The 15176-nt window shown below is 60.3% G+C and carries 9 protein-coding genes and 1 pseudogene; 5 read left to right on the top strand and 5 right to left on the bottom strand.

The window, feature by feature from the left end; all coding sequences use genetic code 11:
• The first annotated feature begins 8 nt into the window (after positions 1-8).
• Both OLZ32_RS03030 and OLZ32_RS03025 read left to right on the top strand, forming a co-directional pair.
• Positions 9-1283 carry an MFS transporter gene (locus OLZ32_RS03030; RefSeq protein WP_003539723.1) on the top strand — a complete coding sequence of 425 codons (1275 nt, stop codon included), beginning with the start codon at positions 9-11 and terminating at the stop codon, positions 1281-1283.
• A gap of 92 nt (positions 1284-1375) precedes the next feature.
• Positions 1376-5023 (top strand): hydantoinase B/oxoprolinase family protein, encoded by a 3648-nt coding sequence (locus OLZ32_RS03025; protein ID WP_264395515.1) that lies wholly within the window; start codon positions 1376-1378, stop codon positions 5021-5023.
• Between the two features lie 17 nt (positions 5024-5040).
• Here OLZ32_RS03025 and OLZ32_RS03020 read toward each other — a convergent pair whose 3' ends face one another.
• Positions 5041-6129 (bottom strand): LacI family DNA-binding transcriptional regulator, encoded by a 1089-nt coding sequence (locus OLZ32_RS03020; RefSeq protein ID WP_017988361.1) that lies wholly within the window; start codon positions 6127-6129, stop codon positions 5041-5043.
• Positions 6130-6473: 344 nt separating this feature from the next.
• Here OLZ32_RS03020 and OLZ32_RS03015 point away from each other — a divergent pair, with 344 nt between their 5' ends.
• The 3 genes from OLZ32_RS03015 to OLZ32_RS03005 all read left to right on the top strand — a co-directional run bounded on the left by OLZ32_RS03015 (position 6474) and on the right by OLZ32_RS03005 (position 10123).
• A complete protein-coding gene (locus OLZ32_RS03015; RefSeq protein WP_011652015.1) occupies positions 6474-7436 on the top strand; it encodes a sugar-binding protein in 963 nt (320 codons plus the stop codon).
• Between the two features lie 79 nt (positions 7437-7515).
• Positions 7516-9057, top strand: coding sequence for a sugar ABC transporter ATP-binding protein (locus tag OLZ32_RS03010; RefSeq protein WP_003539730.1), 1542 nt, complete (start codon positions 7516-7518; stop codon positions 9055-9057).
• 40 nt (positions 9058-9097) lie between these two features.
• Positions 9098-10123 (top strand): ABC transporter permease, encoded by a 1026-nt coding sequence (locus OLZ32_RS03005; RefSeq protein ID WP_264395514.1) that lies wholly within the window; start codon positions 9098-9100, stop codon positions 10121-10123.
• 85 nt (positions 10124-10208) lie between these two features.
• Here the strand turns inward: OLZ32_RS03005 and OLZ32_RS03000 are convergent.
• The 4 genes and pseudogenes from OLZ32_RS03000 to OLZ32_RS02985 all read right to left on the bottom strand — a co-directional run.
• A pseudogene (locus tag OLZ32_RS03000) lies at positions 10209-10613 on the bottom strand (helix-turn-helix domain-containing protein); the annotation flags it as partial.
• 422 nt (positions 10614-11035) lie between these two features.
• On the bottom strand, positions 11036-13186 hold the full coding sequence (locus tag OLZ32_RS02995) for a mechanosensitive ion channel family protein (RefSeq protein WP_264395513.1): 2151 nt from the start codon (positions 13184-13186) through the stop codon (positions 11036-11038).
• Positions 13187-13326: 140 nt separating this feature from the next.
• Entirely contained in the window at positions 13327-14637 is a 1311-nt protein-coding gene (locus OLZ32_RS02990; RefSeq protein WP_264395512.1) for an epoxide hydrolase family protein, read from the bottom strand.
• Between the two features lie 67 nt (positions 14638-14704).
• Positions 14705-15148, bottom strand: coding sequence for a VOC family protein (locus tag OLZ32_RS02985; RefSeq protein ID WP_264395511.1), 444 nt, complete (start codon positions 15146-15148; stop codon positions 14705-14707).
• Positions 15149-15176 lie beyond the last annotated feature (28 nt).

Here is a 15176-nt window from a genome sequence, read left to right as displayed (position 1 = left end):
GGAATGACATGACAGACAACTACGCCGTCTCAACGCGTGCCGAGCCGCGAAGCTGGTATGGTGAACTGACGCAGCCGGGGAAACGCACATTCTGGGCGTGCTTTTCCGGATACGCGCTGGATGCGTTCGATGTCCAGATCTACAGCCTCGCAATACCGGCGATCATTGCCACGCTTGCAATTTCCAACACCGATGTCGGGATCATCGCCACGGTGACGCTTCTTGCCTCCGCACTCGGCGGCTGGTTTGCCGGCATTCTCGCCGACCGCTTCGGGCGGGTGCGCACCTTGCAGATCACGGTGATCTGGTTCGCCGTATTCACCTTCCTCAGCGGCTTTGCCCAAAATTTCGAACAGCTTCTCGTATGCCGTGCGCTGATGGGGCTTGGTTTTGGTGGCGAATGGTCGGCCGGCGCGGTGCTGATGGCCGAGGTGATCGCAGCCAAGCACCGTGGGAAAGCGGTCGGCATGGTGCAGAGTGCCTGGTCTGTCGGTTGGGGTGCGGCCGTTTTGCTGTCCACCATCCTGTTCAGCCTGATGCCGCAGGAAGAGGCCTGGCGCGGGCTCTTCTGGGCTGGGTTGGCACCGGCCATTCTCGCCATCATCGTGCGGCGGTTCATTCAGGAGCCCGAGGTCTACACCGCCTCGCGGAAGAAGCTGAAAGCCTCCGGCGAGGTCGTGCGCATCACCGAAATCTTCGCCCCCGCGATGCTCGGCCGGACCATGCTGCTGTCGTTGATGACCACAGGTGCGCAAGGCGGTTATTATGCAATCGCCACCTGGCTGCCGAGCTTCCTCAAGACGGAAAGGCACTTGAGCGTCATCGGCAGCGGCGGCTACCTCGCCGTCATCATCATCGGCTCGTTCTTCGGCTACGTCACTGGCGCCTATTTGTCCGACATCATCGGCCGCCGCAAGAAGTTCATGCTGTTTGCGATCGGTGCGATGGTCACTGTCGTGATCTATACCTACTTGCCGATCAACAACACGCTGATGCTGTTTCTCGGCTTTCCGTTGGGCTTCTTCGCTTCCGGCATCTTCGCGGGAATGGGCGCCTTTCTGACCGAGAATTTCCCGACCCGGACCCGTGCGGCAGGGCAGGGCTTCACCTATAATTTCGGCCGTGGCGTCGCCGCCCTCAACCCGACGCTGGTGGGCATCGCGACGGCCGCCATGCCGCTTGGCAAGGCAATCGCGATATTCGCCGTCATCGCCTACCTGCTGGTCATCGTCGCCGCTTTCATCCTGCCCGAGACCAAGGGCAAGGAGCTGGCAGCCGACTGACACCCCTCCGGATTGCGGCAACGCGCTGCAATCCGCCTCTCTTCCAAATCGATGAAACAAGGACCGTGCTTTTCTGCGCGGATGGACAAGTCATGAGTGAATCACATTGGGATTTCTGGATCGATCGCGGCGGCACGTTCACCGATGTCATCGGACGCGATCCCCAAGGCAGCCTGCATGCCCGCAAAATGCTGTCCGAAAATCCCAGCGCCTACCGGGATGCGGCCGTTGCCGGCATAAGGGCGTTGATGGGTCTCAATGCGAATGAATCGATACCGGCCGGCGCCATCGGCGAGGTGCGCATGGGAACCACGGTAGCGACCAACGCCCTCCTGGAGCGCAACGGCGAGCCGACTGCCCTCATCACCACGCGCGGCTTCCGCGATGCATTGGAGATCGGCTACCAGGCGCGGCCCGATATTTTCGCCAAGCACGTCGTCAAACCGGAACTGCTCTATGGCTTCGTCGCCGAGATCGACGAGCGCGTTCTGGCCGATGGCGAAGTCGAGAAGAAATTGAACGAAGCGGAAGTCCGCAAAGCCCTTGAAGAGATCGCCGCACGTGGATTCAAATCCATTGCCATCGTGCTGATGCATGCTTACCGCTATCCAAGCCATGAGCAGGCGATCGCTGCCATCGCCCGCCAGATGGGCTTTCCGCAGGTTTCCGTGAGCCACGAAGTTTCGCTGCTGGTGAAGTTCGTCGGTCGCGGCGACACGACGGTCGTCGATGCCTATCTTTCGCCGATCCTGCGCCGCTACGTGGCGCAGGTGACGGAAGAACTCGATCTCGAGCGGACCGGAGCCCGGTTGACCTTCATGACCTCGTCGGGCGGATTGACTGCGGCCAGCCTGTTCCAGGGCAAGGACGCCATTTTATCCGGACCTGCGGGCGGTGTGGTCGCCCTTGCGCAGACCGGCGCGGAAGCCGGTTTTGCAAAAGTGATCGGCTTCGACATGGGCGGCACCTCCACGGATGTTGCCCATTTCGACGGAGAATATGAGCGAACGTTCGAAACCCAGGTCGCCGGCGTGCGCATGCGCGCACCGATGATGCAGATCCACACGGTCGCAGCCGGCGGCGGATCGCTCCTGCGCTATGACGGTGCGCGTTTCCGGGTTGGCCCGGAATCTGCCGGCGCCTATCCAGGCCCAAAGGGTTACCGCAGGGATGGGCCACTTGCCGTCACCGATGCCAATATCATGGTCGGCAAGCTGATACCCGACATGTTTCCGGCGATCTTCGGTGAAAGCCGGGATCAGCCCCTCGACTACGCTGCGGTCAAGACCGCCTTCGACGCACTCGCCGAGGAGATCGGCGATGGGCGCAGCGGCGAGGAGGTGGCCGACGGCTTCCTGAAGATTGCCGTCGCCAATATGGCGGAAGCCGTGAAGAAGATCTCGATCGCAAGGGGATACGATGTTAGCACCTATGCCTTGAACGCCTTCGGCGGGGCGAGTGGCCAGCATGCGTGCCTGGTGGCGGATGCGCTCGGGATGACGAAAGTCCTCGTCCATCCATTCTCAGGCCTGCTGTCCGCTTATGGCATGGGGCTTGCTGACATCCATGCCATGCGCCAGGCCTCGCTCGATCTGCCTCTTCATGCCGAGAGCATCCCGGCAATCGTCACGGCAGCGCAGCCATTGTCCGAAGAGGCGTTTCGCGAGGTCCGCGAACAGCGCATCGATGCTTCCGAGATCGCTGTTCATCTGCGACTGCATATCCGCTATGCCGGTGCCGACACCGCACTGGAAACCACCGCTGCCCGGATCACCGCGACGGAAGCCGAAATTGCTGCAAGCCATTTTCACGTCGATGCGCTGAAGCAGAGCTTCGAAGCCGCGCATAAATCCCGCTTCGGCTTTGTCGACCATGACAAACCGCTGATCGTCGAGACGCTCGCCGTCGAGGCGGTTGGGGGAGGCCGGAGCGTGGAACCGGCGGCAAACGCAGTCACCAAGAATGTCCGTCTCGATCCCGCCGCCCGCACGCGCTTCTTTTCCGAGGGGCAGTGGCACGAGGCGCCGGTCTATCGCCGCGAGCAACTTTCCTCCGGAAATGTCGTCGAAGGTCCGGCCCTGCTGATCGAGCCCAACCAGACCATTGTGATCGAAGACGGTTGGACAGGCACGCTGACAGCCAAGGATCACATCGTTCTCCAACGCAAAACCGCCAGATCGCGGTCGCTAGCGCTCGACACGGCGGCTGATCCGGTCATGCTCGAAATATTCAACAACCTCTTCATGTCCATCGCCGAGCAGATGGGCTTCACGCTGCAAAACACGGCATCATCCGTCAACATCAAGGAGCGGCTCGACTTCTCCTGCGCGATCTTCGATCGTCATGGCGCGCTCGTCGCCAATGCCCCGCATGTCCCGGTGCATCTCGGGTCGATGGATCGCTCGGTGGAGGCGGTCATCACCGGCAATCCGGTGATCCATGCGGGCGATGTCTTCGCCGTCAACGCACCTTATAACGGCGGCACACATTTGCCCGACATCACGGTCTGCACCCCGATTTTCGACGCCGAGGGCAATGAAATATTGTTTTGGGTGGCATCCCGCGGCCATCATGCCGACATTGGCGGCATCGCGCCGGGATCGATGACGCCGAACGCCCGAACCATCGATGAAGAGGGCGTCTATATCGACAATTTCAAGCTCCTGGACCGGGGCCGTTTTCGGGAGGCTGAACTTGCCGAACTGCTGACGGGAGCGCTCCACCCGGTGCGCAATCTCGGCCAGAACATCGGGGATATCAAGGCGCAGATCGCCGCCAACCGGAAGGGCGCCGACGAACTCGGAAAGATGGTTGATCAGTTCGGCCTCGACGTCGTCGAAGCCTATATGGCCCATGTGCAGGACAATGCGGCCGAAAGTGTTCGCCGCTTGATCGCCCGCCTTGACGATGCCGAATTCACCTATCCGATGGATCAGGGATGCGAGATTAAGGTGCGCATCAGCATCGACCGCGCGAAACGCGAAGCGACGGTCGACTTTACCGGCACATCGCAACAGCAGCCGGATAATTTCAATGCTCCTGAACCGATCACCCGCGCGGCGGTTCTTTATGTCTTCCGTGTCCTGGTGGAAGACCATATCCCGATGAATGCCGGTTGCCTGCGGCCGATCAGAATCATCGTCCCGGAAGGATCGATGCTTGCACCTCGCCGCCCGGCGGCGGTCGTTGCCGGAAACGTCGAGGTGAGCCAGGCCGTCACCAATTGTCTCTTTGGCGCGCTCGGCAAGCTGTCTTCGTCGCAAGGGACGATGAACAATCTGACCTTCGGGAATGAGGCACATCAATATTACGAAACTCTGTGCTCGGGCGCTCCGGCAGGTGAGGGGTTTTCAGGCGTTGCCGGCGTTCAGTCCCATATGACGAATTCGCGCCTGACCGATCCGGAAATCCTCGAACTGCGCTTTCCCGTTGTGCTCGAGGATTTCCACATACGCGAAGGCTCAGGGGGCAAAGGGCAGTGGAACGGCGGTGACGGCACCAGCCGCACGATCCGTTTCCGGCGCTCGATGGATTGCGCGATCCTCTCCGGGCACCGAATCGTCAGGCCGTTCGGCCTCGCCGGCGGAGAAGCGGGCGAAACCGGCAGAAACCTCGTGCGCCGCCTCAACCTGAAAATCGAAGTGCTGCCAGGCTGTGCTCAGACACGGCTTGATGAAGGCGAGGCGATCACCATCGTCACCCCGACCGGCGGCGGCTATGGGGCTCCACTCAGCGGATGAGTGGCCCGGCGCGAACGTTATGGCGACGTATATGCGCCATCGAGGATCTGCCGCGCCTCGGCCCGCGGCGCGGCAACCGAATGACGCTTAACGAGCGAGCATTCGAGCTTCGCAATGGGATAACGCTTGCCGGGTGTACTTTCCGGGTTGAGATGTTCGATTGCCCATTGCCCCATGGCAAGATGTGGAAGGACCGAAGTCGTCAGCGGGGGGACGAGATGTCGTGAAATTTCTTCGTCGTCATACCCCACCACCGACATGTCCTGGGGAATGCGAAGCCCTGCATCCTTGAGCGCCTCGTAGCAACCGATGGCAGTGCGGTCGTTCTGGCAGAAGATCGCGGTGGGCGGCTCTTTCAGAGCAAGCAGTTTCATCGTGGAGGCATAGCCGGCACCGGCCGACCAGTCGCCTTCAATGACCAATTCCGGATCGAAGGGTATATCTGCGGTCGCCAGGGCGCGGCGATATCCCGTCAGCCGGTCCTGCGCAGCCTGCATCCAGATTTCGCCGGTGATCGTCGCGATACGATGGTGTCCGTGCGTGATCAGATGCCGGGTGGAGCTCTGCCCTCCCGCGATCTCGCTCGGCACCACGGCGGGAAAGGCATGGTCCGCCGTATAACAGTTCAGCAGGACCGTCGGGATGTTAAGCTTGCTGACATAGGATGGAAGCTCCACCTGGCGGGTATAGATCGTCATGTAAATGAGCGCCGATATGCCTCCGTTCGTCAACGCCTCGATTGCCCTCGGCTCCATGACGGGGTCACTGAGCGTCTGGGTTACCAGAAGGACATTGCCGGCGTTCCAGGAGGCTTGCCGCGCGCCTTCGATCGCAACGATCGCTTCCGGGCTGGTGGCGAGTTGATCCACGGCGAAACCGATGACGTTGTCCAGTCCCGAATAAGAGGCCTTCGTCGTATAGGTCTTCTCCATGTAACCGAGCGCGCGCGCCGCCTCCAATACACGATCGCGCGTCTGCTGCGAGATGCGGGTGCCGGGCGTGTCGTTGAGGACGAAGGAGACAGCCGCCTGCGAGCAGCCAGCCGCCGCGGCGATGTCCATCATCGTCACGCGCACAGGCTTATTTTGGGTCTTGGGTTTTCGCATTCGTGGAAACTGTCTCTGCTTGATAATGGGTCAGGGTGATTGATCGTTGGCTTAGGTAATTAATATTATCATTTATCTGAAAGCGCTGGCAATTGCATGAATTGTTGCAAAACTATCAGTTGTTGGTCAATGCCAGTACAAAATTGCCATCATAACCACCGCGTGATGAAATGTTTTGATCTGCATTGATAATACTATTTACTAATTAAAATTCTTGTATACCGTCAGGGAGCGATCGGAACCTATGCACTCGTCGCTTTGCGACGGCCCTGGGAGGGGGCGCATCCGGCCGGCCGTAAATCGGAAACGGGCCCGTGCAACTGCGGCCCCTCGGGAGGTGTATTATGAAACAGCTGAAACGCAATGCAGCCGTGTTCTTCGCCGGGTTGATGCTGAGCGCGGCGCCGATTGCCGTATCGCATGCTGCCGACAAACCGACACTTGCATTCGTCGTCAATGGCGCGTCCGACTTCTGGAAAGCCGCAGAGGCGGGCGTGAAGAAGGCGCAGAGCGAGATGCCAGACTACCAGATGGAGCTGAAGTACCCTGAGCAGGCATCGGTCGCCGTTCAGCAACGGCTTATGGAAGACTTGGTCAGTGCCGGCGTCAAGGGGGTCATGGTCTCCGCGGTCGATCCCAAGACCCAGACGGACGGCTTGAACAAGATCGGCTCGCAGACTGCTCTCTTCACGACCGATAGTGACGCGCCGCAGACCAACCGCGTCGCCTATATCGGCTCGTCGAATATCGACGCCGGCATGCAGGCCGCCGAAATCGCCAAGAAGGCGATGCCTGACGGCGGCAAATGCATCGGCTTCGTCGGCCTCCTGGGCGCCGACAATGCCAAGGAACGCATCCAAGGCATGAAGGACGGCCTGAAGGGCACGAAGATCGAGCTGACAGATGTACGCGGCGACGATATCGACCAGACGCGCGCAAAGAAGAACGTCGAGGACGCGCTGGTGGCCAGCCCCGATGTCACCTGCATGGTCGGCTTCTACTCCTACAATACGCCGCGCATCTATGAGGCGCTGCGCGACGCCGGCAAACTCGGCCAGATCACCGTCGTCGGCTTTGATGACGATCCGATCACGCTCGGCGGGGTAAAGGAAGGCACGATCGCAGCGACCGTCGTGCAGCAGCCGTTCGAATGGGCCTATCAGGGCATGAAGCTGATGGCGGCCTATCTCAAGGGCGACAAATCAGGCGTTCCCAGCAACGGCTTGATCATCATCCCGACGGTGATCATCGGCAAGGATGACGTTGACAAATATGCCGCCAGCCTGAAGGCCATGGCTGGAAAATAACCCTCCTTCGCGGCGGAGGCACTTGCCGCCGCCGCGAAAGACGTCTCATGCCGACAGCGTTAGCAGCCACGGACAGGCGATGAACCACAGCTCCGACATCCCGTCACCGGACGCGCTTGCAACGCCATTCCTGTCGCTTTCCGGCGTTGGCAAGACCTATCCGGGCGTCGTTGCGCTTGAGGGTCTGTCGATCGACATCATGCCGGGAGAGGTCATCGGCCTCGTCGGCGAGAACGGCGCTGGAAAATCGACGCTGATGAAGATTCTTGGCGGCGTGATCGCACCCGACCGAGGCGCGATCTTGCTCGACGGCACTGAGCTTCGTTTCCTCACTGTTGAATCGAGCATCGCATCCGGCATCGCCTTCGTGCACCAGGAACTCAATCTCTTTGAGAATCTCGACGTTGCCGCCAATATCTTCCTTGGCCGCGAACCGCTGAAGGCGGGACCTCTCAAGCTCGTCGATCGCAATCGGCTGCGAGACATGGTGAAGCCGCTCTTGAAGCGGGTAGGGGCTCATTTTTCCGCCGACACACCCGTGGCATCGCTTTCCCTTGCCGAGCAGCAGATGGTGGAAATCGCCAAGGCGCTGTCCATCAACGCCAGGCTCGTCATCTTCGACGAACCCACGTCCAGCCTGCCGCTCGCCGAAACCGAGCGGCTCCTGAGCATTATCAAATCGCTGAAAGCCGATGGCATCAGTGTAATTTTCATCTCGCATCGCCTCCACGAGGTTGAGCGCGTCGCAGACCGGGTCGTAGTCCTGCGCGACGGCACTCTTGTGGGCACGCTCGCCAAGAAAGACATCGGCCACGACCAGATGGTCAAGCTGATGATCGGCCGGGTGCTTGCGGCCCGGACCGCAAAACCGCAGCGCTCGCCCGGCTCGGTTGCCCTGACGGCAAGCGGCGTGCGCACCGAGGCCTATCCCGGCCGTCCCGTTGATCTGGAAATCCGGTATGGAGAAATCATGGGGCTTGCAGGGCTCGTGGGGTCGGGCCGCACCGAGCTTGCAAGGGTATTCTTCGGCATCGACCGGAGCTACGGCGGGGCCATTCTGCAGGATGGGCGGCAAATTGCGGTCAGTTCTGCCCGGGACGCCGTCGCTCGTGGCATTTTCCTGGTCCCGGAGGATCGCAAGCGCAACGGCATTCTTCTTGATTTCCCGATCGCCCAGAACATAACCCTTGCCGATCTCCCCAAGCTCTCCAGCCGCTTCATGCTTTCTGCTGAGCGGGAGAGGGCGGCGGCCGAAAAGCAGCGCGTTCGCCTCGGTATCAAGGCGCCCTCCGTTTCGACACGAACCGGCACTCTGTCCGGCGGCAACCAGCAGAAGGTGGTGCTTGCCAAATGGTTGTCGATGAGCCCGAAGGTGATGATCTTCGACGAGCCGACACGCGGCATCGATATCGGCGCGAAGAACGAGATCTACGGTCTGATGCGAGCGCTTGCCGATGCCGGAGTGGCGATCCTGATGATATCAAGCGACATGGAAGAGGTGATCGGCGTTTCTGACCGCATCGCCGTCATGCACGAGGGCCAGATCGCCGGCATATTGGAAGAGGACGAAATCAGCCAGGAAAGCGTCCTTTTGCTTGCTGTCGGCAAAAGGGTAAAATAGCGGCTGCGGCTATAAATAAGTATCGGGGGATGGATCTCGAATGATCAAAAAAGATCTCGGACTGCTGCTCTTGATTGTCGTCGTCGGCATCGTCGTCGCCATCATCAATCCGCGCTTCCTGCTGCCGATCAACCTGGCCAACACCGCCAACCTGATCGGCCTGTTCGGCATCCTGTCGATCGGCCAGGCCTTTGTCATCATCACAGGTGGTATCGAGCTTTCCGTCGGCTCGCTCGTCGCGCTTCTCGGCGTGCTCTTCGTCGATTTCATCGCGGTCCAGGATATGTCCTGGATGCTGGCGCTGCCGCTCATTCTCGCGCTCGGCGCGGTCATAGGCGCCGTCCACGGCTGGCTGATCACCCGGCTCAACCTGCAGCCATTCGTCGTCACCCTCTGCGGCCTCCTGATCTATCGTGGGGCAGCGCGCTTCTATACGGCCGACGGAACGGCGGGTTTTGCTTTCGGCCAAAATTTCCCCGACCTCGAATTCCTGACCGCTGGGCGGTTTTACGGCGTTCCCAACACTTTCATCGCACTCGTCATCATTGCCGTGGTCACGTGGATCATGCTGCATCGCTCTGTCTTCGGGCGTTATCTTTACGCGATCGGGAAGAACGAGGAGGCGGCCCGCTATTCCGGTATCCGTACCGGCCGCATGATCATGTCGGCCTATGTCATCTGCGGACTGCTGACGGCGCTTTCGGCGATTTATTTCGCCATGTACACACGCTCGATCTCGCCGGCGAGCCATGGCCAGTTCTACGAACTCTATGCGATTGCCGCTGCCGTACTTGGCGGGTTTTCCCTCCGCGGCGGCGAGGGATCGATCGTCGGCGTGGTGCTGGGAACGGTCCTGCTCCAGGAGTTGCAGAACCTCGTGAATCTCCTTGGTATCCCTTCGTCGTTGAATTTCGCCGTCATGGGTGGCGTGATCCTCATCGGCGTCCTGATCGACCAACAATGGCACGCGATCCGCGCAAAACGCCGCCTTGTCTCTGCCGCCCGGGAGACCGAAACCCGTCTTTCGAACGAAGGCAGTTTGCCAGTGGTTGCCAATCAGGATTAGGTCAGTGCATGGGGCCATGCGTATCGTGACCTTGCCCCGTTGAGACAATCGTTTCGCAAGATCAAATCAGGGCGGGTGAGGGCACCGAGCCATCGATCTGCACCAGCTCGCTATAGGCTTCACGCCGCAAGCGGGGCTGATGAAACGTCCGCCGCTGCTTGCGCGACAGCCACAGGCCCGCATCCACCATCCAGCTGCGCAACGTCTCGCGCGACACCCGCAATCCATCGCGCTCGGCAAGCTTCTCGGCCGCCAATGTCGGCCCGAAGTCCGCATAGCGTTCGCCAACCAGCGTCACGGCGTAATCCCGAACACCATCGCTGATGCGGTTGTTCGACGGTCGGCCGATCGCCTTGTGCCGGATCGACGCCGCGCCGCCAGTGCGTATCCGATCCAACAAACGATGCACCTGGCGCGTGCTCAGATCAAGCACATGCGCCGCCGACACCATCGTCATCCGGCCGGCCATCACTTTCGACAAAATCTCGATCCGCTACAGGTCGCGCTCGCTCATCGCTATCAGTCCCATCCGCAATCTCTACCGTCATCAAACCCGGGGAGTGTGACATTCCAACTTTGCAGAAACAGGACACTTCAACTTTGCGGCTACACACATGCATCGCATAAGATAGATTATGGAACTATAGGATGCCGTTTGATTAGAATGGCATACCTCCGTCAGCCATCTTATAGCCCACTCTCTTAAAATCGCCCCACTCGAATTTGCGCCTGGACGATCCAGCATATCAACGAGTTCGCCTGCGGACGTGCCTCGTTGAGCGGCTGATTCCAGCCCACAGATTCTTTTAGAAACCCGTGTCTCGGACGACGGGCGCTTGACGACAATGTCCGGGTCAGACTGTTGAGCATTGACGGGATTCGATGGAAAGCCCGCACGTGGGCTCGCCGTTGCTATTCCTCAAGTGTCGGGATGACTTTCGGTGGTCTTTGCAGCTCCGAGGCGGCGGCGGTTGCCGCTGCATCGGCGGGACCGCCGGAAACATGAACGGTCGGCGTTGCAAACTGGATGCCTTTTTCCGCGAATGTCTTCTTGAGCATGGCAAGGGCCTTTCGGCGAACGCCGAACTGTTCGCCGGGTTTCGTCATGAACTTCAGCCGTATCTGCACACCATAATCCGCCATCTGCTCGATACCCTGCATTTTCAAGGGCTCGATGATGTTGGGCCCGAGTTCGGCATCCTCCAGAAGCTCAACGCCGATGCGTTTGATGGTCTTGCGTACCTCCTCGAGGTCACTGTCATAATTCAGGGTGAGCGTGATGATGTCGATGACCCAGTCACGGCTGAGGTTTTGCACCGCGCCGAGTTCGCCGAAGGGAACGATCGTGACCGGGCCGCGGTGATGCCGCAAGCGGATCGATCGCAGCGAGAAACCTTCGACCGTCCCCTTATATTTCGCCGCCTGGATGTATTCGCCGATGCGAAAGGCATCGTCGAACAGATAAAAGACGCCGGAGATGATGTCCTTGACGAGTGTTTGGGCACCGAAGCCGACGGCTATGCCGACGACACCGGCGCCCGCCAGCAGCGGTCCGATCTGGATGCCAACGGCATCCAGGATCATCAGGAAGCCGACGGCTCCGATCGCCAGGAACAGCACATTGCGAAGAATGGGAAGGAGGGTATTCAACCGCTGACGCCGGCGCGCGTCGGGACCCTCGTGATGTCCCCCCTGCTCGCTTTGCGACGCCACCGCCATCTGGCTGTCGATCAGCGTGCTTGCGAGCTTCCAGATAACGTCGGTCACCAGCAGCACGATAACAATGCGGATTCCTGCGCGGATCAAACGCGTGGTGACTGTTTCGGCAGCGGCAAGGTCACTGAGATTGACATTCCACGCCCGGGCAATGAGCAGCGCAGCGACCACGATGAGGCCGTTCCGCAGCGTTTGCATGATGACAACGGACCATCCGACGATGGCCGGATCTTCGACCGCCTGCCCCTCCCCGGATTGAACAATGCGACGGATGATATCACGAGCCACCGAAACGGTAAGCGGCAGAAGCGTGATGACGATCACTGTCCAAAATGCACCGTGGAGCCCGGACACCCATAACAGCCACGATACTATGATGCTCGCGCTGAAGCCGACACAGACCAGCCGGCTCACCGGCGGCCCGTCGGAACGAAAATGCCGCAGCCAGATGATAACGATCAAAGCGATTGAAACGACACCAAGCCATGCTGCGGTAAAGAGGTCGACCAAGATGGGTGAAGCCCGGATCGTCCCGATCACTTCAATGGTGGCCCAGCCAGCCGCCAGCACCGCGACGATTCCGAGGAGCCAGTAGTACCAGAACCAGGCAAGCGATGTGACAAGCGTCAGAAGCCGCATATGCGGCAGGCGGGCGCCTGGCGCGATGACAATGCGGCCCACAAGCACGCCAAGGCGCACCATGAGCGCGGCTGATAGCAGAATGAGCGCGATATCGCGAAACACGGCAGGCCATGGAAAGAGGATAAACGCGCCGAGGCTTCCGATCAGGTAGCCGACCAAGGCGAGAAGACCCATGGAAAGCCGGGCGGCGTGGAGCTTGATCCGTTGCCGGACGGTGTCGGCAGGTGCGTTCAGCACAAAATGGAGCAGCCCTCGCCCTGACCACCAGGCAAGGCGCTGCGCAACGAACCCGCCTGCGACGAAGAGCACGACCGCCAAGATCAGGCCGACAGGTTCGATACGATCATCCGTTTGGAAGACCCGGATCGCCGACTGGATCTGCCCGGGCAAGGTCGGAACGGCGTCGACGAGTGTGAGCAACCTCTGGCGCAAATCCTGTAGCGACGTGGCAATCGACGTCGGTGCCGCCTCTTGCGAGACTGCTACCGGCGGCGCCGGTTCCTGATTGCTAGGGACGATCCGATTGACCAGCGCTCGTCCGGAATCATCATTCGGCAATTCGATAATAACCCGGATCGGCGCCGAGGAATTGGTCGGCTCAGCCGCCAAGGCCGGGTTTACGCTCGCCAGCAGAAGCGTTGAAAGTACCACCGTCAGGAATGCGCACACTCTGCGGCGGGGATGGCGGTCGTCGATGATGCGCATATAGCCGTGGTCCCCGCGACGGTGTCGTCGCTTTTGCCGGGTTGGTCGAAACTTCGGACTTTGTGAAGCGTTGCACGACCAACGTCAATCGACGAACCGGTCTTGGGGACGCTGACTGCGAACCAAGGGGCCAGGCGGCGTCAAGACCGCAATCTTCTGAAGGCCTCCCTGATTTCCTGACAGAAGAGTTCCGGCTCCTCCCAGGCAGCGAAGTGACCGCCCTTGGAGGCGCGGTGGTAGTAGATGAGCGTCGGATAGGCCTTCGACAGCCAGTGCTTTGGCGGCTTGTAGACCTCTCCGGGAAACACTGTGACGGCGACTGGTACTTTGACGGGCGTGAGTTTTGCGCCCGACATGGCGTTTTCCCAATATATGCGACCGCTGGAGGGACCGGTGTTCGTCAGCCAATACAGTGTGATGTTGTCGAGGATGGCATCCTTGCCAAGGGTCTGTTCGGGATCACCGCGTGTATACACCCAGTCGGCGATCTTGTCGTAAAGCCAGGCAGCGAGGCCGACCGGAGAATCGGCAATGCCGTAACCGATCGTCTCCGGCCGCGTGCTCATGATCGCTGCATAGCCGAAGCCATTGTTGAGGAAGTCCCGAGCCTCGTCGAAGACGACCTTCTCATCCTGAGACAAGCTATCAGGAGCCGGCCCTCCAATTTTGAGAGCCTGCGCTGCGTCCGATGGAAACGTCGTGGCACGCTCGACCCGGTTGACGTGGATCGCAAGCAGCCCTTCGGGTGCCTGGCGACCCAAGGCGTCGCTGATGATCGCGCCCCAGTCACCGCCTTGTGAGACATAGCGGTCATAGTTCAGACGCTTCATCAGCACGTCCCAGGCGGCCGCTATCCGCTGGGGGTTCCAACCCGTCGCTGGAGGTTTGCCGGAGAAGCCGAATCCCGGGATCGACGGGATCACCAGATGGAAGGCATCATCAGCGCTGCCGCCATGCGCCGTCGGATCTGTGAGCGGCCCGATGACGTCAAGCAGCTCGAAGACCGAACCTGGCCAGCCGTGGGTCATGATCAACGGCAGCGCGTTTTCATGACGGGAGCGGACATGGATGAAATGGATGTCCAGTCCATCAACGGTGGTGAGAAACTGCGGAAAACTGTTCAGCTTGCTCTCTGCCTTCCGCCAATCGTAGGACGACCGCCAGTAGCGAACCAGCTCCTTCAGCCTGTCGGGCTGGACGCCCTGCGAACGGTCAATGACGGTTTCGCCGTCGGGCCACCGGGTCTCTGCAAGACGCCGCCTGAGATCTGCGAGCGCCGCCTCGGAGACCTCAACCCTGAACGGTCGGATCTCCTCGGACGCGGGGCCGACAACATCAGCGGCGTCGGACGCGCGAGGAAGGAGAACGGCGGTTATGCCGGCCGCGGCAAAGCCTGATAGCAGCGAGCGGCGCGATATGTCGCGGTGTTTCAAAACGTTCAGCATTGCCATGATGCCGTGTCCTTTCGTGATGTCGGGGAGAGGAAAAGATCCCCTGCCCGCTTCAATGCCGAAAATGTCAGGCCGCGTCTGCGCCGGAACGAAAGATCAGAAACTTGTTGCCTTCGGGATCGCGAAAATAGGCGCAGTAAGGACCCGCGCCGTTCTCGCCACGCGGACCAGGAGCCCCTTCGTCCGAGCCACCCGCCGCCAATGCAGTTGCATGGGCTTCGTCGACCTTTGAACGGGACGGCGCTTCGAAAGCAATCATTCCACCGTTGCCGACGGTGGCAGGGCGGCCATCGAACGGCTTGATGATGCCGAATTCGAGCGTGCGATGACCGTAGTAGATGGCTCGGTTGGGCTGGACGAGGACTCGTCCGATCCCGAACACGGCCAGAAGCTTGTCGTAGAATACCGAGGCGGCATCCAGATCGTTCGTGCCGACAGTGGCGTGGCCCGGGAGGCCGCGGGCCTTGTCGGGGACGGCCGCAACCTGTCTGCTTTGGGTAATGTCAGTCATATCAGTTCTTCCTTATATTGTCGCGGCC

It is taken from the genome of Rhizobium acaciae (assembly GCF_025941625.1).
Lineage (GTDB): Bacteria > Pseudomonadota > Alphaproteobacteria > Rhizobiales > Rhizobiaceae > Rhizobium > Rhizobium acaciae.
The sequence above is the reverse complement of the archived record's forward strand: the minus strand, read 5'-3'. Positions and strand labels throughout refer to the sequence as shown.

Bases quoted from the DNA above. Each gene is read 5' to 3' on its own strand.
- OLZ32_RS03030 (WP_003539723.1), top strand. From the start codon at position 9: ATGACAGACAACTACGCCGTCTCAACGCGTGCCGAGCCGCGAAGCTGG.
- OLZ32_RS03025 (WP_264395515.1), top strand. From the start codon at position 1,376: ATGAGTGAATCACATTGGGATTTCTGGATCGATCGCGGCGGCACGTTC.
- OLZ32_RS03020 (WP_017988361.1), bottom strand. From the start codon at position 6,129: ATGCGAAAACCCAAGACCCAAAATAAGCCTGTGCGCGTGACGATGATG.
- OLZ32_RS03015 (WP_011652015.1), top strand. From the start codon at position 6,474: ATGAAACAGCTGAAACGCAATGCAGCCGTGTTCTTCGCCGGGTTGATG.
- OLZ32_RS03010 (WP_003539730.1), top strand. From the start codon at position 7,516: ATGAACCACAGCTCCGACATCCCGTCACCGGACGCGCTTGCAACGCCA.
- OLZ32_RS03005 (WP_264395514.1), top strand. From the start codon at position 9,098: ATGATCAAAAAAGATCTCGGACTGCTGCTCTTGATTGTCGTCGTCGGC.
- OLZ32_RS02995 (WP_264395513.1), bottom strand. From the start codon at position 13,186: ATGCGCATCATCGACGACCGCCATCCCCGCCGCAGAGTGTGCGCATTC.
- OLZ32_RS02990 (WP_264395512.1), bottom strand. From the start codon at position 14,637: ATGGCAATGCTGAACGTTTTGAAACACCGCGACATATCGCGCCGCTCG.
- OLZ32_RS02985 (WP_264395511.1), bottom strand. From the start codon at position 15,148: ATGACTGACATTACCCAAAGCAGACAGGTTGCGGCCGTCCCCGACAAG.